The 21244-nt window shown below is 73.8% G+C and carries 20 protein-coding genes and 1 pseudogene; 10 read left to right on the top strand and 11 right to left on the bottom strand.

The window, feature by feature from the left end:
* Positions 1-660, top strand: coding sequence for a hypothetical protein (locus tag ACZ42A_RS05620; protein ID WP_468525831.1), 660 nt, complete (start codon positions 1-3; stop codon positions 658-660).
* On the opposite strand, the gene ACZ42A_RS05615 is transcribed toward ACZ42A_RS05620, so the two are convergent.
* Entirely contained in the window at positions 628-1446 is an 819-nt protein-coding gene (locus tag ACZ42A_RS05615; RefSeq protein WP_468525830.1) for a CDP-alcohol phosphatidyltransferase family protein, read from the bottom strand. The genes ACZ42A_RS05620 and ACZ42A_RS05615 overlap by 33 nt on opposite strands.
* A 108-nt stretch (positions 1447-1554) precedes the next feature.
* Here ACZ42A_RS05615 and ACZ42A_RS05610 point away from each other — a divergent pair, with 108 nt between their 5' ends.
* The 5 genes and pseudogenes from ACZ42A_RS05610 to ACZ42A_RS05590 form a co-directional block, all read left to right on the top strand.
* Positions 1555-2529, top strand: coding sequence for a zinc-dependent alcohol dehydrogenase (locus ACZ42A_RS05610; protein WP_468525829.1), 975 nt, complete (start codon positions 1555-1557; stop codon positions 2527-2529).
* 73 nt (positions 2530-2602) lie between these two features.
* A complete protein-coding gene (locus ACZ42A_RS05605) occupies positions 2603-3001 on the top strand; it encodes a 6-pyruvoyl trahydropterin synthase family protein (protein WP_468525828.1) in 399 nt (132 codons plus the stop codon).
* Positions 2998-4179 carry a glycosyltransferase family 4 protein gene (locus tag ACZ42A_RS05600; RefSeq protein ID WP_468525827.1) on the top strand — a complete coding sequence of 394 codons (1182 nt, stop codon included), beginning with the start codon at positions 2998-3000 and terminating at the stop codon, positions 4177-4179. Before ACZ42A_RS05605 ends, ACZ42A_RS05600 begins: the two co-directional genes overlap by 4 nt.
* Positions 4176-5198: a methyltransferase domain-containing protein gene (locus ACZ42A_RS05595; RefSeq protein ID WP_468525826.1), complete on the top strand. Its 1023-nt coding sequence runs from the start codon at positions 4176-4178 to the stop codon at positions 5196-5198. The genes ACZ42A_RS05600 and ACZ42A_RS05595 overlap by 4 nt, the downstream gene beginning before the upstream one ends.
* A pseudogene (locus ACZ42A_RS05590) lies at positions 5195-5992 on the top strand (lysylphosphatidylglycerol synthase transmembrane domain-containing protein); the annotation flags it as partial. The gene ACZ42A_RS05595 and the pseudogene ACZ42A_RS05590, both read left to right, overlap by 4 nt.
* 191 nt (positions 5993-6183) lie before the next feature.
* Here ACZ42A_RS05590 and ACZ42A_RS05585 read toward each other — a convergent pair.
* Positions 6184-6930 (bottom strand): creatininase family protein, encoded by a 747-nt coding sequence (locus ACZ42A_RS05585; protein WP_468525825.1) that lies wholly within the window; start codon positions 6928-6930, stop codon positions 6184-6186.
* Positions 6931-6969: 39 nt separating this feature from the next.
* On the opposite strand from ACZ42A_RS05585, the gene ribA reads away from it, so the two are divergent.
* A complete protein-coding gene (gene ribA, locus ACZ42A_RS05580; protein ID WP_468525824.1) occupies positions 6970-7629 on the top strand; it encodes a GTP cyclohydrolase II in 660 nt (219 codons plus the stop codon).
* Here ribA and ACZ42A_RS05575 read toward each other — a convergent pair.
* The 3 genes from ACZ42A_RS05575 to ACZ42A_RS05565 form a co-directional block, all read right to left on the bottom strand.
* A complete protein-coding gene (locus ACZ42A_RS05575; protein ID WP_468525823.1) occupies positions 7553-8866 on the bottom strand; it encodes a serine hydrolase domain-containing protein in 1314 nt (437 codons plus the stop codon). The genes ribA and ACZ42A_RS05575 overlap by 77 nt on opposite strands.
* 393 nt (positions 8867-9259) lie before the next feature.
* Positions 9260-10642: an MFS transporter gene (locus ACZ42A_RS05570; protein ID WP_468525822.1), complete on the bottom strand. Its 1383-nt coding sequence runs from the start codon at positions 10640-10642 to the stop codon at positions 9260-9262.
* Positions 10639-11229, bottom strand: a complete 591-nt coding sequence (locus ACZ42A_RS05565) for a TetR/AcrR family transcriptional regulator (protein WP_468525821.1) — start codon at positions 11227-11229, stop codon at positions 10639-10641. The genes ACZ42A_RS05570 and ACZ42A_RS05565 overlap by 4 nt, the downstream gene beginning before the upstream one ends.
* A gap of 111 nt (positions 11230-11340) precedes the next feature.
* Here ACZ42A_RS05565 and ACZ42A_RS05560 point away from each other — a divergent pair, with 111 nt between their 5' ends.
* Positions 11341-11766, top strand: a complete 426-nt coding sequence (locus tag ACZ42A_RS05560; protein WP_468525820.1) for a PPOX class F420-dependent oxidoreductase — start codon at positions 11341-11343, stop codon at positions 11764-11766.
* Positions 11767-11820: 54 nt separating this feature from the next.
* On the opposite strand, the gene ACZ42A_RS05555 is transcribed toward ACZ42A_RS05560, so the two are convergent.
* From ACZ42A_RS05555 to ACZ42A_RS05545, 3 genes are all read right to left on the bottom strand, one after another.
* The gene (locus ACZ42A_RS05555) at positions 11821-13038 is read right to left on the bottom strand and encodes an MFS transporter (protein ID WP_468525819.1); all 1218 of its coding nucleotides are present in this window, start codon (positions 13036-13038) and stop codon (positions 11821-11823) included.
* Between the two features lie 88 nt (positions 13039-13126).
* Positions 13127-14479: an MFS transporter gene (locus tag ACZ42A_RS05550; protein WP_468525818.1), complete on the bottom strand. Its 1353-nt coding sequence runs from the start codon at positions 14477-14479 to the stop codon at positions 13127-13129.
* Positions 14480-14678: 199 nt separating this feature from the next.
* Positions 14679-15344 (bottom strand): TetR/AcrR family transcriptional regulator, encoded by a 666-nt coding sequence (locus ACZ42A_RS05545; protein ID WP_468525817.1) that lies wholly within the window; start codon positions 15342-15344, stop codon positions 14679-14681.
* 131 nt (positions 15345-15475) lie between these two features.
* Between ACZ42A_RS05545 and ACZ42A_RS05540 the strand changes: the two genes are divergently transcribed.
* Positions 15476-16351, top strand: a complete 876-nt coding sequence (locus ACZ42A_RS05540; protein ID WP_468525816.1) for a shikimate dehydrogenase — start codon at positions 15476-15478, stop codon at positions 16349-16351.
* Positions 16352-16422: 71 nt separating this feature from the next.
* Positions 16423-18264: a bifunctional sugar phosphate isomerase/epimerase/4-hydroxyphenylpyruvate dioxygenase family protein gene (locus tag ACZ42A_RS05535; protein ID WP_468525815.1), complete on the top strand. Its 1842-nt coding sequence runs from the start codon at positions 16423-16425 to the stop codon at positions 18262-18264.
* Here the strand turns inward: ACZ42A_RS05535 and ACZ42A_RS05530 are convergent.
* The 3 genes from ACZ42A_RS05530 to gnd are packed head-to-tail and all read right to left on the bottom strand — an operon-like array spanning position 18251 to position 21244.
* Entirely contained in the window at positions 18251-19720 is a 1470-nt protein-coding gene (locus tag ACZ42A_RS05530) for a membrane-associated oxidoreductase (RefSeq protein ID WP_468525814.1), read from the bottom strand. The two genes, ACZ42A_RS05535 and ACZ42A_RS05530, sit on opposite strands and share 14 nt — an antisense overlap.
* A gap of 33 nt (positions 19721-19753) precedes the next feature.
* Positions 19754-20353: a histidine phosphatase family protein gene (locus ACZ42A_RS05525; protein ID WP_468525813.1), complete on the bottom strand. Its 600-nt coding sequence runs from the start codon at positions 20351-20353 to the stop codon at positions 19754-19756.
* A 9-nt stretch (positions 20354-20362) separates the two neighbouring features.
* A complete protein-coding gene (gene gnd, locus ACZ42A_RS05520) occupies positions 20363-21244 on the bottom strand; it encodes a phosphogluconate dehydrogenase (NAD(+)-dependent, decarboxylating) (protein WP_468525812.1) in 882 nt (293 codons plus the stop codon).

The following is a 21244-nucleotide window of genomic DNA, read 5'->3' as shown; positions in this document are numbered from 1 at the left end:
ATGAAGCCCCACCTGCCCGACGGCCTGACCCGGCGCGCCCGGTCCTTCCTCGGTACGCACGCGGTCAGGACCGACGTCCGGTCCACGGAGACGCAGCGGCGGTGGTACCTCGACCGGGGCGTCCCGGCGGCGGTGGTCGACCGGATGGTGGCCTTCCAGGAGCGCTGGGGCGGTCTGGTGCTGCCGCCGGCGCCGCTGTACGACGGCGGCCCCCGGCACTTCAGCGCCCACTCGCCCGAGGAACGGACGCCCGAGGGCTGGTGGTTCGAGGCCGGGCCGCAGCGGACGGCGGTTCCCTACTCCTTCATGATCGGCCCCGCCGGGGAGTTCGGCATCGACGGGGAGCGATGGGCGCCGCTGCACGCCACCGTCGAGGGCTGGGTCGAGTCGGTCGCCCTGCGCCACCACGCGTCCCTGGAAGCCCGGCGCATCACCCGGGTCACCGGCGAGGACGTCGACCGAATCGACCTCGCCGGCTACGCACCCGTCCGCGAGGTGCGCGGGCTGGCGGACACCTGGTGGCGCGGGACGGACACGCTGGTGGCCGTCTACGGAGGAGAGGCCGAGTGCCTGGACTTCCCCCGCGCCCGCACCGCGTGGATCTACTCCGGCCTCGACCGATGGGGACTACGGGGCGGAGTGGACGACGACGAGGTCTGAGGGCGCCACGGGCCCGACCGGCGCCACCGGCCCCGCCGACGCCACCGGCCCCGCCGCAGCCTCCCCCCGCACCACCCGCGACCGCCGCCACAGCCACCGCACATCCCGCCCGAACGACCACACCAGCAGCGCCAACGCCACCCCCACCACCGCGGCGTTGACCGCGACGGGCAGCAGACCGGAGGCGGCCACCAGCAGGAAGACACCCTGCACGGCCGCCACTGTCTTGCGGGCCGTGCTCGGCGGCAGCGGAGCGGTCAGCCAGGGCCAGACGCGCGCCGCGGCGACGAACGCATACCGCATACCGCCGACCAGCAACACCCACGCCCCCAGCTCGGCCGACACGTACACACTCAGCACGAGGATCAGAAACGCGTCGACCTCCATGTCGAAACGCGCCCCCAGCGCCGACGACGTCCCCGTGCGCCGCGCGACCTTCCCGTCCACACCGTCGAGGATCAGCGCCGCCGCCGTCAGGCCGACGAACAGCGTGACGGGCGGCGCGCTCTGGAAGGAGTCGGCGACCAGCGCCGTCACCCCGCCGACCAGGGTGGCGCGGCCGAGAGTGACGCGGTTCGCGGGGCCGAACGAGCTGAGCCGTGAGCGGTGGACGGCGCGGGAGAGGACCGCCCAGGTGGCGACCGCGAAGGCGAGACCGGTCAGCCAGCCCGCCGGGCCCATCCCGATCGCCGGGCCGAGCAGGGCCAGCAGCAGGATCTGCGCGCCCGCGCCCACCGCGGTCTCCTGCTGGACCAGCCGCGCACCGTATGTGTTGTTCAGGGCCACCGCACATCCTCCGGGCCGTGTGACAGATTCGATCAACGCCGCGTACTGTGCGCGGCCTGTGCAACCTCGGTACGTGCATCACTGGCCGACCGTTCAGGAGGAATGCCCATGACCCGCACCGCACGTGCGTTCTGGCTCACCTCTCCGGGCCACGGAGAGATACGCGAAGTCGACCTTCCGGACCCCGCCGAGGGCGAGGTGGTGGTGCGCGCGCTGTGGTCGGGGGTGAGCCGCGGCACGGAGACGCTGGTCTTCCGGGGCGAGGTGCCGCCCAGCCAGTACGCCACGATGCGGGCGCCGTTCCAGGAGGGCGACTTCCCGGGACCGGTGAAGTACGGCTACCTCAGCGTCGGCGAGGTGGAGGAGGGACCGGCGGACCTGGTGGGCCGTACCGTCTTCTGCCTCCACCCGCACCAGACCCGCTACGTCGTCCCCGCCTCCGCCGTCACCCCCGTCCCGGACCACGTACCGGCCGAACGGGCCGTGCTCGCCGGCACCGTGGAGACCGCCGTCAACGCGCTGTGGGACGCGGCGCCCCTGGTCGGCGACCGGATCGCGGTGGTCGGCGGCGGCATGGTCGGCTGCTCGGTGGCCGCGTTGCTGGCCCGCTTCCCGGGCGTACGGGTCCAGCTGGTCGACACCGACCCCTCTCGCGCCGAGGTCGCCAAGGCCCTCGGCGTCGGCTTCGCCGCGCCCGCCGACGCGCTCGGCGACTGCGACCTCGTCGTCCACGCCAGCGCCACCGAACAAGGCCTCGCCCGCGCCCTCGAACTCGTCGCCGCCGAGGGTACGGTCCTCGAACTCAGCTGGTACGGCGACCGGAAGGTGAGCCTGCCGCTCGGCGAGGACTTCCACTCCCGGCGGCTCGTGCTGCGGAGCAGTCAGGTCGGCACCGTCTCCCCGGCGCGCGCCCGGCGTTCGTACGGCGACCGGCTCGCCCTCGCCCTCGACCTGCTCGCCGACCCGGCGCTCGACGCGCTCGTCACGGGGGAGTGCGCCTTCGAGGACCTGCCCGACGTGCTGCCGCGGCTGGCCGACGGCCGTGTCCCGGCGCTGTGCCACCGGGTGCGGTACCCGAGATAACCGCCGCTGAACACGGGAAGGCCATCAGCCGTACTAGTCGGCATCGATGCACCGCACGTGAAGGGGCGTTCCCTTGTTCAGTGTCACCGTCCGCGATCACATCATGATCGCCCACAGCTTCCGCGGCGAGGTCTTCGGCCCCGCGCAGCGCCTGCACGGAGCGACGTTCCTGGTGGACGCCACCTTCCGGCGCGCCGAGCTGGACGACGACAACATCGTCGTCGACATCGGGCTGGCCACCCGGGAACTCGGCGCTGTGGTCGGCGAGTTGAACTACCGCAACCTCGACAACGAACCCGACTTCGCGGGGGTGAACACCTCCACCGAGTTCCTGGCGAAGGTCATCGCCGACCGGCTCGCCGAGCGGGTGCACAAGGGGGCGCTCGGCGAGGGCGCCCGGGGCATCGCGGGCATCACGGTCACGCTGCACGAGTCGCATGTCGCCTGGGCGAGTTACGAGCGTGCCCTGTGACCGACGCGACGATCCAGCGCACCTCGCTGGGCTATGTGCCCGTCCAGTCCCCCGCCCTGGCGGGCGCCGAGATCCTCCGGATGTCCCTGCGGACCGTGCACTTCGTCCTGCCGGGCGGCGTCGACGACCCAGCCGCGCCGAGCGGCGGCAACGTCTACGACCGGCGGGTCTGCCTGGACCTGCCCGGCTTCGGCTGGCAGGTCCACCGGCATCCGGTGGCCGGTGCCTGGCCCCGCCCGGACGCCGCGGCCCGCGCCGAACTCGCCCGTACGCTGCGGCAGATGCCGGACGGCGCGGTCGTGCTGCTCGACGGGCTCGTCGCCTGCGGCGTCCCCGAGGTGGTCGTCCCGGAGGCGGAGCGGCTGCGGCTCGCCGTCCTCGTGCATCTGCCGCTCGGCGACGAGACCGGTCTCGCGCCCGGGACCGCCGCCGAGCTGGACGCCCGCGAGCGGGCGGTGCTGCGGGCGGTGCCGGCGGTGATCGCCACCAGCGCCTGGGCGGTCCGCCGGCTCGTCGCCCACCACGGGCTGGTCCCGGACCGGGTGCACGCCGCCGCGCCCGGCGCCGACATCGCACCGCTCGCGCCCGGCACCGACGGTGTGTCACGGCTGCTGTGCGTCGCGGCCGTCACCCCGCGCAAGGGGCAGCACCGGCTGGTGGAGGCGCTGGCCGCGGTGACCGATCTGCCGTGGAGCTGTGTGTGCGTGGGCGGGCTGACGCAGGACCGGGAGTACGTGGCCCGGCTGCGCGCCCGGATCGACCGGTACGGCCTGACGGGGCGCGTCCATCTCGCGGGGCCGCGGTCCGGGGCCGACCTGGACGCGAGCTACGCCTCCGCCGACCTCATGGTCCTCACGTCGTACGCCGAGACGTACGGCATGGCGGTCACGGAGGCGCTTGCGCGCGGGATCCCGGTGCTGGCCACGGACGTGGGCGGACTCCCGGAGGCGGTCGGCCGCGCCCCCGACGGCGGCGTGCCCGGCATCCTGGTCCCGCCGGAGGACCCCGGCGCGCTCGCCGCGGAGCTGCGCGGCTGGTTCGGCGAGCCGGACGTGCGCCGCCGTCTCAAGGCCGCCGCGCGGGGTCGCCGGTCGGCCCTCGACGGCTGGGCCACCACCGCCCGGTCCCTCGCCGGCGTCCTGAGCCGGCTCCCCAGCGAACCCCGGAGGGCGGCATGAGCGACACCGGCACGACGGCACATACGACGGCACAGCGCAGGGACTGGATTCCCGCGCAGCCGGGCGCGGACGCCGGGAACGAGGCGGTGCCCGCGGTGATTCCCGGCGCCGGTCCCGTCGAGCGGTCCGCCGCGCGCCCCGGTGAGCGGCCCACCGTACGCCTGCGGGAGGGCGGCGAGGACGAGGAGCCGCCGCGGTACGCGCCCGAGTGGCTTCGGTTGCGGGAAGGCGCCGACGCGGCGGCGCGGGCGGCGGACCTGGTGGATCCGCTGCGGATCCGGCTGGCCAACCTGCCCGGGCGGTCCGGCGGGCTGGTCGTGCACGACCTGGGTTGCGGCACCGGTTCGATGGGCCGCTGGCTCGCATCCCGGCTCGACGGCGCCCAGCACTGGGTGCTGCACGACCGCGACCCCTATCTGCTGCACTTCGCCGCCGTGGCCTCCCCGCGCGCCGCCGCCGACGGCAGCCGGGTCACCGTCGAGACCCGCCGCGGCGACATCGCCCGGCTCACCCCCGACGCCCTCGCCGGGGCCTCCCTGGTGACGGCCTCCGCGCTGCTGGACGTCCTCACCCGCGAGGAGGTCGACACCCTCGCCGCCGCGTGCGCGGGCGCCGGGTGCCCGGCGCTGCTGACGCTCTCGGTGGCCGGCCGGGTCGAGCTGACCCCCGGTGATCCCCTGGACGCGGAGATCACCGAGGCGTTCAACGCCCATCAGCGGCGCTCCGGGCTGCTCGGCCCGGACGCGGTCACCGCGGCCGGCGAGGCCTTCGCCGACCGGGGTGCGACCGTACAAGTGCGGCCGAGCCCCTGGCGGCTCGGCCCCGGCGACGCCGCGCTGTCGGTGCAGTGGCTGCGCGGCTGGGTGGGCGCCGCCGTCGAGCAGCGCCCCGAACTGGCGGAGCCCGCCCAGAAGTACCTGGCGGCCCGACTGGCCGCCTGCGCGGCGGGGGAGTTGCGGGTCACGGTCCACCACAGCGACCTGCTGGCGCTGTCCCGCCCCGGCGGCGGGGCGTCGTGAAGCCGTCCCGTGCGCTGCGCACCCACCTCGGCACGCTCGCCGGTGTCGCCCTGCTCGCCGTCCTCCTCTGGCGGCTGGGCACCGGCGCGTTCCTGGACGGGCTGCGGCGGATCGACGGGCCCGCCCTCCTGGCGGCGGTCGGCATCGGCGTGGTCACCACGGCGTTCAGCGCGTGGCGCTGGCAGTTGGTGGCCCGGGGCCTCGGCATCCGGCTGCCGTACGGCCCGGCGGTGGCCGACTACTACCGGGCACTGTTCCTGAACGCGGCCCTGCCCGGCGGCGTCCTCGGCGACGTCCACCGGGCGGTACGGCACGGACGCAGCGCGGGCGACCTGGGCCGGGGCGTGCGCGCGGTGGTGCTCGAACGGACCGCCGGGCAGATGGCGCTGGCGGTGGCGGGCGCGGGGGTCCTGCTGGCCGTGCCGTCCCCGGTGCGCGCGGAGGTCCGGCAGCTCGCCCTGCCCGTGGCGGTGGCCGCGCTGGGCGCGGTGGCGGTCGGTCTGGCCGTACGGCTGAACCGGGGCCCGAAGGCGCGGGGCCGCTGGGCGCTCGGGGCCGAGATCCGAGCGGTGCTGCTCTCGCGGCGCAACGGCCCCGGTGTCGCGGTCGCGTCCGTGGTCGTCCTGGCCGGGCATCTCGCGATGTTCCTGCTGGCCGCCCGGATCGCCGGCAGCGACGCCTCCGCGGTGGTGCTGCTGCCGCTCGCGGTGCTCGCGCTGCTCGCCATGAGCCTGCCGCTCAACGTGGCCGGCTGGGGCCCGCGGGAGGGCGTCACCGCCTGGTCGTTCGGCACCGCCGGACTGGGCGCGGGCGACGGCCTCGCGGTCGCCGTGGTCTACGGCGTGCTGGGGCTCGCGGCGAGCCTGCCCGGCGCCCTGGTGCTCGCCGCCCGCCGGTCCGCAGCCCCGCGACCGGCCGGTACGGCGGGCGGCGCGGAGACCTCCGTGACGAAGCCCGTCGTACCGGCGCCCATTCCCGGAGGCCGCTACCCCCGGTCGTCCCCCTCGGAGGTGAGCAGCTTGAAATACGGGCCGAAGGAATCCACCAGACTCGCCAGCAGTTCCTTCCCCTTTTCCGCGGTGCCCAGGGAAGGCCGTCCGATGACCCCGGAATCGGTATAGGCGGACATACCGGTGGTGAGCAGATGACGCCGGTCGTCGGCGACGAAATCGGCGGTCTCATAACCGGGCCGGACCGATTCCGGATGAGTGTGCAGAAGGATGGAGGTCTCTATTTCGCCCGCGTGCATGTCGGTGAGCAGCGAGGTGGCCACCCCGGCCCGTTCCCGTGCCGTCTCCCAGTCCTCCGGGGCCGGGAAGAGGGCCATGCGCTCGCCGCGCGCGGCGGACTCCTGGACGACGTTGCCCAGGACGTAGTTCCCGCCGTGCCCGTTGACCAGCACCAGCGCCTCGACGCCGGACCGGCGCAGCGAGGCCGCCATGTCCCGTATCACCGCGTGAAGGGTCACCGAGGAGATGCTGACGGTTCCCGGCCAGGCCGCGTGCTCGTGCGAGCAGGAGACGGTCACCGGAGGAAGGAGGTGCACCGGGTACGCGGCGGCGATGTCCCGGGCGAGGGCGCAGGCGACGAGGGTGTCGGTGGTCAGCGGAAGGTACGGGCCGTGCTGCTCGAAACTCCCGACCGGAAGAACGGCGACCTGCCGTGGCGCACCGGCCCCGCGAGCCCGTACGTCCTCCGTGGTGTCCGCCGGCAACAGATCCCAACCATTCATTTCCGCACGGCCTTTCGTCTCTGATGGGGAACACAGATCATGACAGAAAACCTTGGCGTCATCGGCGGTAAGTCGGCCCTTCGCAGCGGAGTGGAACGCGTCGTGAATGCGCCGCTGCCCACCGTGTACGGACCGTTTCAGGCGATCGGATATGTCGACCACGACCGCGGTGAGGAGCAAGTGGCCCTGGTGCACGGCGATCTCGGCACCGACGGCGTGCTCACCCGGCTGCACTCCGAGTGCCTGACCGGCGACGCGTTCGGCTCGCGGCACTGCGAGTGCGGCGACCAGCTGGCGTCGGCGCTGCGCGCGGTCGTCGCCGAAGGCGCCGGTGTGGTCGTCTACTTGCGGGGCCACGAGGGCCGCGGCATCGGGCTGCTCGGCAAGCTGCGGGCGATGGCGTTGCAGGCGGAGGGCCTGGACACGGTGGAGGCGAACCTGGCGCTCGGCCTGCCGGTGGACGCCCGTGACTACGGTGCCGCCGCCGGGATCCTCCAGGACCTGGGGGTGCGCTCGGTGCGGCTGATGTCCAACAACCCGCGCAAGCGGGAGGCGTTGCTGCGGCACGGCATACAGGTCGCCGAAGAGGTTCCGCTCCTGATACCCCCGTGTGAGAACAACATCACCTACCTGCGGACGAAACGGGAGCGGATGGACCACCACCTGCCCCACCTGGACGCGGTGGCGCACTGGTCCTGAGCACCGGTGTGACCGCCTCGTGGACCAGCCGTTTCAGATCCGGGTAGACGGTGTGCGAGCGGCGTGGCCGCAGCTGGGTCAGGAACTGGACGGTCAGATCCCGGCTCGGATCGACCCAGAAGGTCGTCGTCGCCACCCCGCTCCAGCCGAAGGTACCCAGGCCGGAAGGCGACTGGGTGCGGGACGGATCGATCACCACCGACACGCCGAGCCCGAAGCCGACGCCCTCGTTGCCGGGTTCGTCGTGGGCGGGGCGGCTGCCGAAGGACCGCAGATCGGCGCCGCCGGGCAGCTGGTTGGTGGTCATCAGGTCGACCGTGCCGGGGGAGAGCAGCCGCACGCCGTCCAACTCCCCGCGGCGGCGCAGCATTTCCATGAACCGGTGGATGTCGTACGCGCTCGCCACCATGCCGCCGCTGCCGGACAGGAACCGCGGCCGGCCGTGCAGCGGCAGCCCGGGGATCGGCTCGATGCCGCTGCCGTCCTCCTTCTCGCCGTACAACTCGGCGAGCCGGCCCGCCTGTTCGTCGTCGACCTGGAACCCGGCGTCCGGCATGCCGAGCGGCCGGAAGATCCGCTCGGCGAAGAACTCGTCCAGCGGCCGCCCGGACGCCACCTCGATGATCCGGCCGAGCACATTGCTGGCCACCGAGTAGTTCCACTGTGTGCCCGGTTCGAACTGGAGCGGCATCCGCGCGTACACCGCGACCGTGCCCGCCAGGTCGGTGCCCGGCGCCACCGACGAGTGCAGACCGGCCTCGCGGTAGAGCGCGTCGACCGGGTGGGTGTGGTAAAAGGCGAAGGTCAGGCCCGCGGTGTGGGTCATCAGATGCCGGATCCGTATCGGACCGGCCGCCGGGCGGGTGCGGAGGTCGGCGCCGGATCCCTCGACGTGGACCTGGGCGTCGGCGAACTCCGGCAGATACCGGGCGACCGGGTCGTCCAGCGTCAGCCGGCCCTCCTCCACCAGCAGCAGGGCGGCCACCGCGGTGACCGGCTTGGTCATGGAGTAGATCCGCCACAGCGTGTCCGGCTCCACGGGCAGCCCGGCGGCGATGTCGCGGTGCCCGTAGGTGGTGAGGTGGGCGACCCGGCCGCCGCGCGCGACGGCCACCAGGAAGCCGGGCAGCCGCCCCGCGTCCACCTGCCGGGCGAAGTGCCGGTCCAGCCGCCCGAGCGCCTTCGCGTCCAGCCCGGCCTCGTCCGGCTCGACCTCTTGTCGCAGCAGCTGTGCCATCGCTCTCCTCCGATCGCGTTCGCCGAGGTGCGATCGGGCATACCCCGTACAGGCGCCCTCAGACCTCATGGTCGCGCAGGAACACCGGGAGGGGGTGCGCGACGGTCGTGAGGCGCCGGGGGCGTGGCGGGCGGCGCGTCCCGGACCTCGTCCGCCTGCCGCGCGGCGCCCGTGCGGTGCTCTGGGGGGTCGCAGGGGCCGGGCCCCTCCGGCAGCGCCCCGCACACCCGCGTCCGGCGGGCGCCCGCGGCCTCATGCACCTGCCACGTGCCGCCTGTGCAGCCCGCCCCGGCAGGGGCGATCCGGCGGGCTCCCCGGCGAGCCGCGTCCGGCGGGACGCTGGCCGCGAGTGGGTGGGGGTGCCGCCGAGCCCGGAGGGCGTGTCCCGCGACGTCAGCGACCGTCGCGCCCGGCAGCCGCCGCCGTGCAGTCCCGGGCCCGCTCCTCGACCGGCGTCTCGTCCTCCGCCACCACCCGCCCCGGCAGCGCACCTCCGATCACCGCGCCCACCGCACCCACCAACGCCAGCACCAGCAGGGTCGGGCGCAGGGAGTCGGTGCTCGCGAGGAGGGTTGCCGTCGCCACGCCCAGTACCGGGCCCACGTTCAGCGCGGTCTGCTGGAGCCCGCCGGCCACGCCGGCCGACTCCGCGGGGGCGTGCCGTACGACGACGTGGGTGGCCGCCACCATCACCGTGCCGAATCCGGCTCCGACCAGCGCGAACCCGGTGCACAGGGCGAGCGTGCCGGACGCGGCGGACAGGACCGCGATGCCGGCGGCGAGGACGAGCGTCGCCGTCATGGTCGTCCGGCGGGCGCCCGCCCGTCGCAGCAGGAGCGCGCAGAGCGGTGCGGCGGCGATCATCAGGACGGCCAGCGGCAGGCTGCGCAGCGCGCTCTGGAACGGATCGAGGCCGAGGGCGTCCTGGAGGAGGTAGACACAGAGGAAGAGCGTGCCGTGGAGGGCGGCCGAGGCGGTCACCAGCACGCCGAGCGCCGAACCGACGGACGCCGACCGCACCACGTCGCCGGGCAGCAGCGGATGCGCGGCCCGCCGCTCGTGCTGTACGAACACCATCCCGGCGACGATCGCCACCTCGAGAGCCGGTGCCGCCGAGGCGAGGCCGCCGGACTCCGCGACGCCGGCCAGACCGTGCACCAGGGCGGCGAGGACGAGCGCGAGCAGCAGCGCACCGGGCAGGTCCAGCCGTACGGCGGTCCGCGGCGGCTCGGGTGTCCGCGCGGCCAGGGCGACCAGCCCGAACAGCAGCGCCGGTACGACGTGCAGGAAGAACACCGCCCGCCAGCCCAGCTCCGTCACCAGCAGCCCGCCCAGGACCGGTCCGGCGGCGGCCGCCACCCCGATCGCGGCGGTGCGGACGGCGAGGGGCGTGCGCAGCCGGTCCGGTGGGTAGGCGGCGCGCAGCATGCCCAGGGTGGCGGGCTGCAGCAGTGCCCCGAACACGCCCTGGGCGACCCGGAGGGCGATCACCCAGTCGATGTCAGGCGCCAGCCCGATCCCCGCCGACGCGGCGCCGAAGCCCAGCATGCCGAGGCCGAACAGCCGCCGGTGCCCGTAGCGGTCGCCGAGCCGCCCCGCGAACACCAGCAGCGCGGCCACCGCGATGAGATAGCCCGTGGTGGTCCACTGCACCTGTGAGAAAGAGGCGCCGAGATCCCGCTGGAGGGTGGGCTGCGCGATGGTCAGGACGGTGCCGTCCAGGGCGACCACCACCGCCCCGGCCACGCTGCTCGCCAGTGTCAGCGGGCGGTTCACCGGCCGGCCCCGGGGCCGAGGTGGGCGTCCAGGGCGGTGTGCAGCAGCGGGACGAAGTCATCGGTGCCGGTGGCGAGTTGGAGGCTGCCCCAGCCCCACAGCTGGGCGATGCCGTGCAGGTTCGCCCACAGCGCGCCCGCCACCGCCCGGGCGTCGGCGTCCGGGCGCGCCCGGCCGACCAGCTCCACCAGGACGCCGAACAGCGGCAGGCTGGTGTCCCGCAGACCCAAGTGACCGCTCTCCAGCAGATCATGACGGAACATCAGCTCGTACATGCCGCGGTTGGTCAGCGCGAACTCCAGATAGGCCCGGCCGAGCGCCGCCACCTGATCGCGCGGGCTCCCCGAACCGTCCCCGAGCGCTTCTCTCGCCCGCTCGCCCAGCGCGTCGAAGCCCCGGCGGGCGATGGCCGACAGCAGCTCCAGGTGGGTGGGGAAGTGGCGGCGCGGCGCCCCGTGCGAGACACCGGCCCGGCGGGCGATCTCCCGCAGGGTCAGCGCCTGGGCGCCCTCCCGGGTCACCAGGTCGACGCCGACCTCCACCAAACGGGCGCGCAGGCCCGGCTCCTGATCGTCCACAGCACTCATGGACCATGTCTAGCAGGCGGACGTAGACACTGTCTACTCGCTGCTCTGTTCACTGTCCACCCCTACGACCTGCGGGGAATGCCGGTCCGCCGCGCGTGGGTTGATCGAGTCATGACCCAAGACGCTCTGCTCGCCCTGCTGTCCGAGGGCCACGAAGGGGTGCTCGTCACCCTCAAGCGCGACGGCCGCCCCCAGCTGTCCAACGTCACCCACGTCTACGACCCGGAGGAGCGGATCCTCCGCGTCTCCGTCACCGACGACCGCGCCAAGACCCGCAATCTGCGCCGGGATCCCCGGGCCTCGTACCACGTCACCACCGCCGACCGGTGGGCCTACGCGGTCGCCGAGGGCACGGCCGACCTCTCGCCGGTCGCCCGGGACCCGCACGACGAGACGGTCGAGGAGCTGATCCGCATGTACCGCGACGCCCGCGGCGAGCACCCCGACTGGGACGAGTTCCGGGCGGCCATGGTCCGCGACCGCCGCCTGGTGCTGCGGCTGAAGGTGGAGCGGGCGTACGGCATTCCCCGCCGCTAGGAACGGGCCCGAAATCCGGAACGGCGCCCGGTACCGGCCCAACGGCGCCCCGCGTCAGGAACCGGCGCGCGTCCCCGGGAAGCCGTGGACGCGCGCGCCCACCACCATGGCCACCACCGGCACCAGCAGCACCAGCACGCTCCACGGGAACGCGGTCGCGCCGAACAGGTCGAGCAGGATCCCGCCGACCACTCCGCCGCCGGCCATCGCCGCGTTCCACAGCGTGACCAGCATCGCCTGGGCGGCGTCCGCTCGTTCGCCGCCCGCGTCCGCGACGGCCGTCTGGAGCAGGGTGGGCGCACCGCCCCAGCCGAGCCCCCACAGCGCCGCCGCGAGCCACACCAGCGCCGGGATGTCGGCGAATCCGGCCAGCAGCGCCGCCGCCAGGCCGACCAGCAGGGCGCTCGCCACGGTGAGCGGGCGCAGCCGCCGGTCGATGTGCGCGCCGACGGCCCAGATGCTCAGCAGCGAGGCGCCGCCGAACACCAGCAGCACCAGGTCGGCCCGGTCGCCCATGCCGAACCGGTCGAGGAACGTGGCGATGTAGGCGTAGAGCACGGTGTGCGCCAGGACGAAGACGAGGGTGACGAACAGGACCGGCACCACACCGGGCACGGCCAGCGCCCGCAGCATCGGCTCGCCGGCGCCCGGCCGCTGCCCCGGCCGGTCGGGAACGCCGAGGGCGATCCAGCCGAGCAGCACCGCGGTGACCGCCGTCATCAGCCAGAACGCCGTACGCCAGCCCAGTGCCCCGCCCAGATACGTGCCCGCGGGCACCCCGAGCGACAGCGCCACCGGGATGCCGGTCATGACGACCGCGACCGCCTTGCCCTGGAGGGCGGGCGGCGCCAGGCGGCGGGCGTATCCGGCGAGCAGCGCCCAGGCGAGGCCCGCGGCCACCCCGGCCGCGAACCGGGCCGCCATGGTCAGCGGATAGCTCGCCGAGGCGGCGGTGACCGTGTTGGCGACGGCGAACCCGGCCATCGCGGTCAGCAGCAGCCGCTTGCGCCGCCAGTGCGCGGTGGCCGCGGACAGCGGGATCGCGGTGAGCGCCGTGCCGATCGCGTAGACCGTCACCGACTGGCCCATGGCGGGCTCGCCCACCCCGAGGTCCCGGCTCATCGCGGGCAGCACGCCCGCCGGCAGGGTCTCGGTGAGGCTGGTGACGAAGACGGCGGTGGCCAGGGCGAGAAGGGCGGTCAGGGGGAGCCGGGGCGGGGCCGCTTCCGGGGCCCGCCCGGCCTCGGGCTGGAGGAGAGTCCGGTTTCGCATGCCCGCAGGCTCGGGCCTGACACCGGTGTCAGGTTCAAGGGGCGAGCCCCCGGACGCGTCCGGGGGCTCCGGAGAAGGGCGGGCCGGGTCAGGCGGCGACGGTCTCCCGGTGCGGCTCACCGGTCGGCGTCCGCTCGCCGAGCAGCTCCGTCGGCACCCGGTGCGTCTCGCGCGCGGACAGCGCCGCGACCACCGGCGGCACGCACAGCGCGGCGGTGAACAGGGCCACGGAGAACCAGTCGTCGCCGTCCGGGCCCGCGATCCGCGCGGCGAACGTCACCGCGAACCCGGCGACGGCGAAGCCGATCTGGGTGCCGATCGCCATGCCGGACAGCCGCACCCGGGTCGCGAACATCTCGCCGTAGAAGGCCGGCCACACCCCGTTCGCGGCGCTGTAGACGACTCCGAAGGCGACGATGCCGAGCACCAGCGTCAGCGGGTAGGAGCCGGTGGAGATCGCCCACAGGTACAGGAACATCGCCACGGCGCTTCCGGCGGCGCCGATCAGAAAGACCGGGCGGCGGCCGATACGGTCCGACAGGATGGCCCACAGGGGGATCGCGGCGAGCGCCACCAGGTTCGCGAGCGCGCCCACCCAGAGCATGCCGGAGCGGCTCATCCCGACCGAGTCGCTCGTCGCGTACGCCAGCGCCCACACCGTGAAGATGGTGCTGACCGAGGCGATCAGGGCGCCCGCGACCACCCGCAGCACATCCGCCCAGTGCTCGCGCAGGAGGATCGCCAGCGGCAGCTTCGCGACCCCCTCGGTCGCGGCCTGCTGGGCGAAGGCCGGCGTCTCGTCCAGCTTGCGGCGGATCACCCAGCCGACCACGGCCACCGCGACGCTCAGCCAGAACGGCACGCGCCAGCCCCACGCCAGCAGCTGCTCCTCGGGCAGCGCGGCGACCGGGATGAACACCAGCGTCGCGAGAAGCTGGCCGCCCTGGGTGCCGCTGAGCGTGAAACTCGTGAAGAAGCCCCGCCGGCCCGGCGGCGCGTGCTCCAGCGTCATGGAGTTGGCGCTGGCCTGCTCGCCCGCCGCCGAGATGCCCTGCAGGACACGGCACAGCACCAGCAGGACCGGGGCGAGGGTGCCGACCTGGTCGCGGGTGGGCAGACAGCCGATGAGGAACGTCGACAGGCCCATCAGCATCAGCGTGAAGACCATGATCTTCTTACGGCCGAGCCGGTCGCCGAAGTGGCCGAGGAAGAGCGCCCCGACCGGCCGGGCCGCGTACGCCACCCCGAAGGTGGCCAGCGACAGCAGGGTCGCGGTGGCCGGGTCGGACTCGTCGAAGAAGACCTCCGGGAAGATCAGGGCGGCCGCGCTGCCGTAGATGAAGAAGTCGTAGTACTCCAGCGCGCTGCCGATCCACGCGGCGGTGGCCGCCTTCTTCGGCTGGCCGGGCGGGGCGGCGGAGGCAGGGGTGGGGACGGACACGGCGGCTCCTTCGGGGGGCTTCAACGTAGGCGGAGTACGGCGAGAGGGGAAGTGCCGGAGCTCGGCTAATTAACTCACTGGATAGTTAATCGGGGTTGGTTAGGGATGCTGCGCCCGTGTGTCGTGCGTGTCAAGGGTTCGTGCACAGGAGATTGCCGAGGTACGGGGCGAGCGGTACGGCCCGGGTGCGCCGCCCGGCTCAGTCCTCCGCGCGGTCCGCCGTGAGGTAGGCGATCACCATGTCGCCGAGCATCGTGCGGTAGTGCTCGCGCTGCGCGGGGTCGACCAGGTCGCGGCCGAACAGGGCGCCGAAGGTGTGCCGGTTGGCGACCCGGAAGAAGCAGAACGAGCTGATCATCGCGTGCAGGTCGACGGCGTCGACGTCGGCCGTGAACAGGCCCGACTCCTGGCCGGCCGCCAGGATCCGGCGGATTACGTCCAGGGCCGGCGAACCGATCCGCCCCAGCTCCTCGGAGGCGGCGATGTGCTCGGCGTCGTGGATGTTCTCGATACTCACCAGACGGATGAAGTCCGGGTGCTGCTCGTGGTGGTCGAAGGTCAGCTCGGCCAGCCGCCGGATGGCCGCGACCGGGTCGAGGTGCTCGACGTCCAGCTGCTGCTCGGCCTCCCGGATCACGCCGTACGCGCGCTCCAGGACGGCCGTGAACAGCTGTTCCTTGCCGCCGAAGTAGTAGTAGATCATCCGCTTGGTGGTGCGGGTGCGGGCGGCGATCTCGTCGACCCGGGCGCCGTCGAAACCGGCGCGGGCGAACTCCTGGGTGGCCACGTCGAGGATCTCGGCCTTGGTGCGGGCCGCGTCGCGGATCCGCCCGTTCGGTCGTGCCGGTTCGTCGACGCTGGTCATCGGGTTCCTTCGGGCGAGGGGCCAGTGCCGAGATTCTAGAAGGCCGTCGGGCGGGGCTTCCCCTCCCGGGGTGCGGCTGCTATGACTAACGTACTAGTTCGTACATTAGTCAAGCGCTGTCGGAGGTCCGCGTGCCCCAGGAGTCGTATCTCGTCGGACTGGTCGGATCCGGCATCGGACCCTCGCTCAGCCCGGCGCTGCACCAGCGGGAGGCCGACCGGCAGGGCCTGCGCTATCTGTACCGGCTCCTCGACATCGACACTCTCGGCGTGCCCCCCGAGGCCGTCGGCGACCTGGTGCGCGCCGCCCGCGACCTGGGCTTCGACGGACTGAACATCACCCACCCCTGCAAGCAACTCGTCCTCGGCCACCTGGACGCCCTCGCCCCGCAGGCCGAGGCGCTCGGCGCGGTCAACACCGTCGTCTTCGACGGCGGGCGCGCCGTCGGCCACAACACCGACGTCACCGGCTTCGCCGCCTCCTTCGCCCGCGGACTGCCCGACGCGCCCCTGGAGCGGGTCGTGCAGCTGGGTGCCGGGGGCGCGGGCGCCGCCGTCGCGCACGCCCTGCTCACCCTCGGCGCCGAGCGGATCACGGTCGTCGACGCGCTGCCCGAACGGGCCGCCGCCCTCGCCGGCTCCCTCACCCGGCACTTCGGCGACGGCCGCGCCGCCGCCGGCACCCCCGACCGGCTGCCCCGGCTGCTCGCGCGGGCCGACGGCGTCGTGCACGCCACCCCGACCGGCATGGCCGCCCACCCCGGACTGCCCTTCCCGGCCGCCCTGCTGCGGCCGGAGCTGTGGGTCGCCGAGGTGGTCTACCGGCCGCTGGAGACCGAGCTGCTGCGCACCGCCCGCGCGGTCGGCTGCGCCACGCTGGACGGCGGAGGGATGGCCGTATTCCAGGCAGTGGACGCCTTCCGGCTGTTCACCGGACGCGAACCGGACGGCGCCGCGATGCTGGCGGACATCGCCGAGCTGGCCGGGGCCGTGACCGCCCACCAGTAGCAAGGCCCCAGGAGCAAGGCACCAGTAGCAAGGCCCGTGCAGAGAACGTGCAGAGAAGAAGAGGTACCGCCGTGCGCACGTCCATCGCCACCGTCTCCCTCAGCGGACCCCTCACCGAGAAGCTGACGGCCGCCGCCCGGGCCGGCTTCGACGGTGTGGAGATCTTCGAGAACGACCTGCTGGCCAGCCCCCTCAGCCCCGAGGAGATCCGCCTCCGCTGCGCGGACCTCGGGCTGAGCATCGACCTCTACCAGCCGATGCGGGACATCGAGGCCGTGCCCGCCGAGGAGTTCGCCCGCAATCTGCGCCGCGCCCGGCGCAAGTTCGAGCTGACCCGCCGGCTCGGCACGGACACGGTGCTGGTCTGCTCCTCGGTCTCCCCGCTGGCCATGGACGACGACGCGCTCGCCGCCGAGCAGCTGAGCGCCCTCGCCGACGCGGCGCGGGAGGCCGGGGTGCGGGTCGCCTACGAGGCGCTGGCCTGGGGGCGGCACGTCAACACGTACGACCACGCCTGGCGGATCGTCGAGGCGGCCGGGCACCCGGCGCTCGGCACCTGCCTGGACAGCTTCCACATCCTGTCCCGCGGTTCCGATCCGAAGGACCTCGAAGGCATCGCGGACATCCCCGGCGAGAAGATCTTCTTCCTCCAGCTGGCCGACGCCCCGCTGCTCGCGATGGACGTGCTCCAGTGGAGCCGCCACTACCGGTGCTTCCCGGGGCAGGGCGGATTCGATATAGCGGATCTCGTACGCCGTGTACTGCATACCGGCTACGACGGGCCGCTCTCCCTGGAGGTCTTCAACGACGTCTTCCGCCAGGCCGAGTCCGGACCGACCGCCGTCGACGCCCGCCGCTCCCTGCTGGTCCTCCAGGAAGCCGTCGGCGCCGCCGCTCTCCCCGAGCCGGTCGTCCCCACCGGCGTCGCCTTCGCCGAGCTGGTCACCCCCGACCCCGAACCCGTCGCCGCGCTGCTCACCGCGCTCGGCTTCACCCGCACCGCCCGGCACCGCGGCAAACCCGTCGACCTCTGGCAGCAGGGCGAGGCCCGCATCCTGGTCAACACCGGCCCCGCCGCTCTCCCTCACTCTCGGCGTCGCTCGAGCGGGGGGACCCCCATCGACGGCACCGGGCTCGCCGCCGTCGGCCTGGAGTCACCCGACCCGGCCGGTGCCGCCCGCCGCGCCGAGGCCCTGCTCGCCCCCGTGCTGCCCCGCCGCCGCGCCTCGGGCGACGCCCCGCTCGACGCGGTCGCCGCCCCCGACGGCACCGAACTGTTCTTCTGCGCCACCGACCAACCCGGACTCCCCAACTGGCTCGCCGACTTCGAGCCCACCGGACACGACCCGGCCGCCACCGGCATCCGCCGGATCGACCATCTCGCCCTCACCCAGCCCTGGCACCAGTTCGACGAGGCCGCCCTCTTCCACCGCAGCGTCCTCGGACTGCGCGCCCAGGAGAGCGTCGACGTCGCCGACCCCTACGGCCTGCTGCGCAGCCGCGCCGTCACCACCGACGACGGCGGCGTCCGCATCGCCCTCACCGTCGGCGCGGCGCCCACCGACGACACCGTCCGCGCCCAGCACATCGCGCTGGCCACCGACGACGTGGTCGCCGCGGCCCGCCGCTTCCGCGCGGCCGGCGGCCGGCTGCTGCCCGTCCCCGCCAACTACCACGACGACCTCGCCGCCCGCTTCGACCTGCCCGACGAGGAGCTGGACACCTACCGCGACCTCGGCATCCTCTACGACCGGGACGCGCACGGCGTCTTCCGCCACTGCTACACCCGCACCGTCGGCCGGGTCTTCCTCGAACTGGTCCAGCGCGACGGCGGCTACCGCGGCTACGGCGCCCAGAACGCGCCCGTCCGGCTGGCCGCCCAGCACGCGGTGCGGCACCTCACGGGCGGCTGACGGTCCGGGTCACGCCCGCGAGGACCGCCGTCGCCAGGATCCAGCCGGTGAGCACCAGGACGTACGCCAGCGCCTGGTGCCAGCCGGCGGGCGCGAACGCCGCCTCCTGCCCGAAGGAGATCACCGGCAGCAGCAGGTCGAGGGTGTAGAACACCGGGTTGAAGTCCGGGGCCTCGCCCGGTTTCAGCGGCGGCGGATGCTCCAGCGCGTAGGCGACCGAGCCGACCGCGAGCAGCGACAGCAGCCAGCCGAAGGCCCGCATCGGCCGGAAGCCGTAGCCGACGGCCGCGTCCTGGACATGGCCCCACAGCCGGCCGTACCAGGGGAGCGTGCCGCGGTGCCGGCGCTGCTTGGCGAGCTGCACCAGCCGGGCCGCGTGGTCGTCGCCGACCCGCCGGTAGGCGGCGGTCAACTGCTCGTAGGCGTGCGGGACATAGCCGTCGCCGTCCCGCTCCAGCATCGGCAGCCGCCGTTCGGCGGGCTCGTGCGGGGTGAGCGAGGTGTAGCCGAGACCGCTGATCAGCACCCGCCGCGGCAGCATCTCCGGCTCCAGGAACAGCACCTCGATCTGGGCCCGGCGCAGATTCAGGGTGCCCTCCATGGCCGCGCCCTTGCGCAGCCACAGCTCCCCGATGGTGGCGCTGCCCGCCCGCAGCGCCGCGGCGGAGGGGTTCGCGAGATGGGCGTACGACAGGTCCAGGCGGCCCGCGATCCGGGCGCCGCGCAGTCCGATCCATCCCTGGACCCGGGCGCGGCGCAGCTGGAAGTCGCCGTCGACGGTGAGGGTCTGCGCGTCCACGGCGGCGCTCTCGCCGTGCTGGTGGAGCAGCGCGTCGTTGAGGTTGACCGACCCGGTGACGGAGGCCCCGTTGAGCCGTATCTCGCCGCGGGCGCGCAGCCGGGGCGCCCACAGGTCGTCGCTGATCACCGCCTGGTTGAGCTTGAGGACCGGGCCCGTGTCGTCCGGGGCGGTGAGGTCGGCGTCCTCCAGGAACAGCGCGCCGGATATCTGGGTCCCGGCCAGCTGCACCGGCCCCGAGATCCGGCAGCCGCTCAGCCGCAGGGTGCCGTCTATACGGGCGCTGCCGAGGCCGAGCCCGGGCAGCACGGAGCCGTGCAGGCTGAGCCGGCGCAGCTGGATGCCGTACAACTCGGGCCGTTCGGCGAAATGGCAGTGGCTGAGGCGGACCGGGTGGGAATCGAGGACGGCGTGAGTGAGGTCGAGCCGGCCGGTGATCCGGGCGCCGGTGACCTTCAGGGCCGCGATCTCGCCGTCCTCCTGCGGCGCGTGCAGCAGCAGTGCCTTCACCACCGAGGCGCGGAGGGTGCGTTCGGGGCCCCAGGACGCCCCGTCCACGGCGTCCTCGTCCCCGCCGGTGCGGAAGTCGACCCGCTCCCCGCGCGGGAAGGCCCGCCAGACGCGCAGCTCAGCCGGTGTCAGATCGTTGATCTCCATCAGCCGCGACTCTGGCGGGCCCCTGTGGCGGTGTCAACTCACGGTGTCAGGCCGCATGTTCCACTCGGCGATCACCGGCCGCCCGTGCTCCGTCGACAGCCGGCTCACGGTGCCCGTGGCGAGCTGGAACAGCCGCCCCTCGGCGGGTGGCAGACCCAGACGGCGGGCCGTCAGCACGCGCAGGAAGTGCGCGTGGGCGACGAGGATCACGTCACCGTCGGCGAGCGCCGGGCCGATCCCGGCCAGCACCCGGTCGGCGCGGGCGCCGATCTCGGCGGGCGACTCGCCCGGGTGGCCCTCCGGGCCCGGCGGGACCCCGTCGGTCCACAGGTCCCAGTCCGGGCGGGTGCGGTGGATCTCGCGGGTGGTGATGCCCTCGTAGCCTCCGTAGTCCCACTCGTGTAGGTCGGGGTCGGGTATCGCCCCGGTCAGGCCCGCCAGTTCGGCGGTGCGGACGGCGCGGCCCAGCGGGCTGGTCAGCGCCAGTGCGAAGGTCCGGCCCGACAGGAGCGGAGCCAGGGACTTGGCCTGTGCCTCACCGTGCCCCGTCAGGGGCAGATCGGTGAAGCTGGTGTGCTGTCCCGAGAGGCTCCACTCCGTCTCGCCGTGGCGGACCAGCAGGAGATCCCCCACGATGTCCGCCTACTTCTTCGCCGACTCGACGGCGTGGCCGCCGAACTGGTTGCGCAGCGCGGCGATCATCTTCATCTGCGGCGAGTCGTCCTGCCGCGAGGCGAACCGCGCGAAGAGCGAGGCCGTGATCGCGGGCAGCGGCACGGCGTTGTCGATGGCGGCTTCCACCGTCCAGCGGCCCTCGCCGGAGTCCTCCGCGTAGCCGCGCAGCTTCTCCAGGTGCTCGTCCTCGTCGAGGGCGTTGACCGCCAGGTCCAGCAGCCAGGACCGGATGACCGTGCCCTCCTGCCAGGAGCGGAACACCTCGCGGACGTCCGTCACCGAGTCGACCTTCTCCAGCAGCTCCCAGCCCTCGGCGTAGGCCTGCATCATGGCGTACTCGATGCCGTTGTGGACCATCTTCGCGAAGTGGCCCGCGCCGACCTTGCCGGCGTGGACATAGCCGTACGGCCCTTCCGGCTTGAGCGCGTCGAAGATCGGCTGGATCCGGTCGACGTGCTCCTTGTCGCCGCCGACCATCAGCGCGTAGCCGTTCTCCAGGCCCCAGACGCCGCCGGAGACCCCGGCGTCGACGAAGCCGATGCCCTTGGCGCCCAGTTCGGCGGCGTGCTTCTCGTCGTCCGTCCAGCGGGAGTTGCCGCCGTCGACGACCGTGTCGCCGGGCTCCAGCAGGTCCGCCAGCTCGTCGATGACGGACTGGGTGGGCGCGCCGGCCGGGACCATCACCCACACCGTGCGGGGCGCCTGGAGCTCCTCGACGAGTTCGGCGAGGCCGCTGACGTCGGACAGCTCGGGGTTGCGGTCGTAGCCGACGACGGTGTGGCCCGCGCGGCGGATCCGCTCGCGCATGTTGCCGCCCATCTTGCCGAGGCCGATGAGTCCGAGTTGCAT

Source organism: Streptomyces sp. NPDC030838, assembly GCF_055572035.1.
Note: the sequence above shows the minus strand (reverse complement) of the source record. Positions and strands in the feature narration are given on the sequence as shown.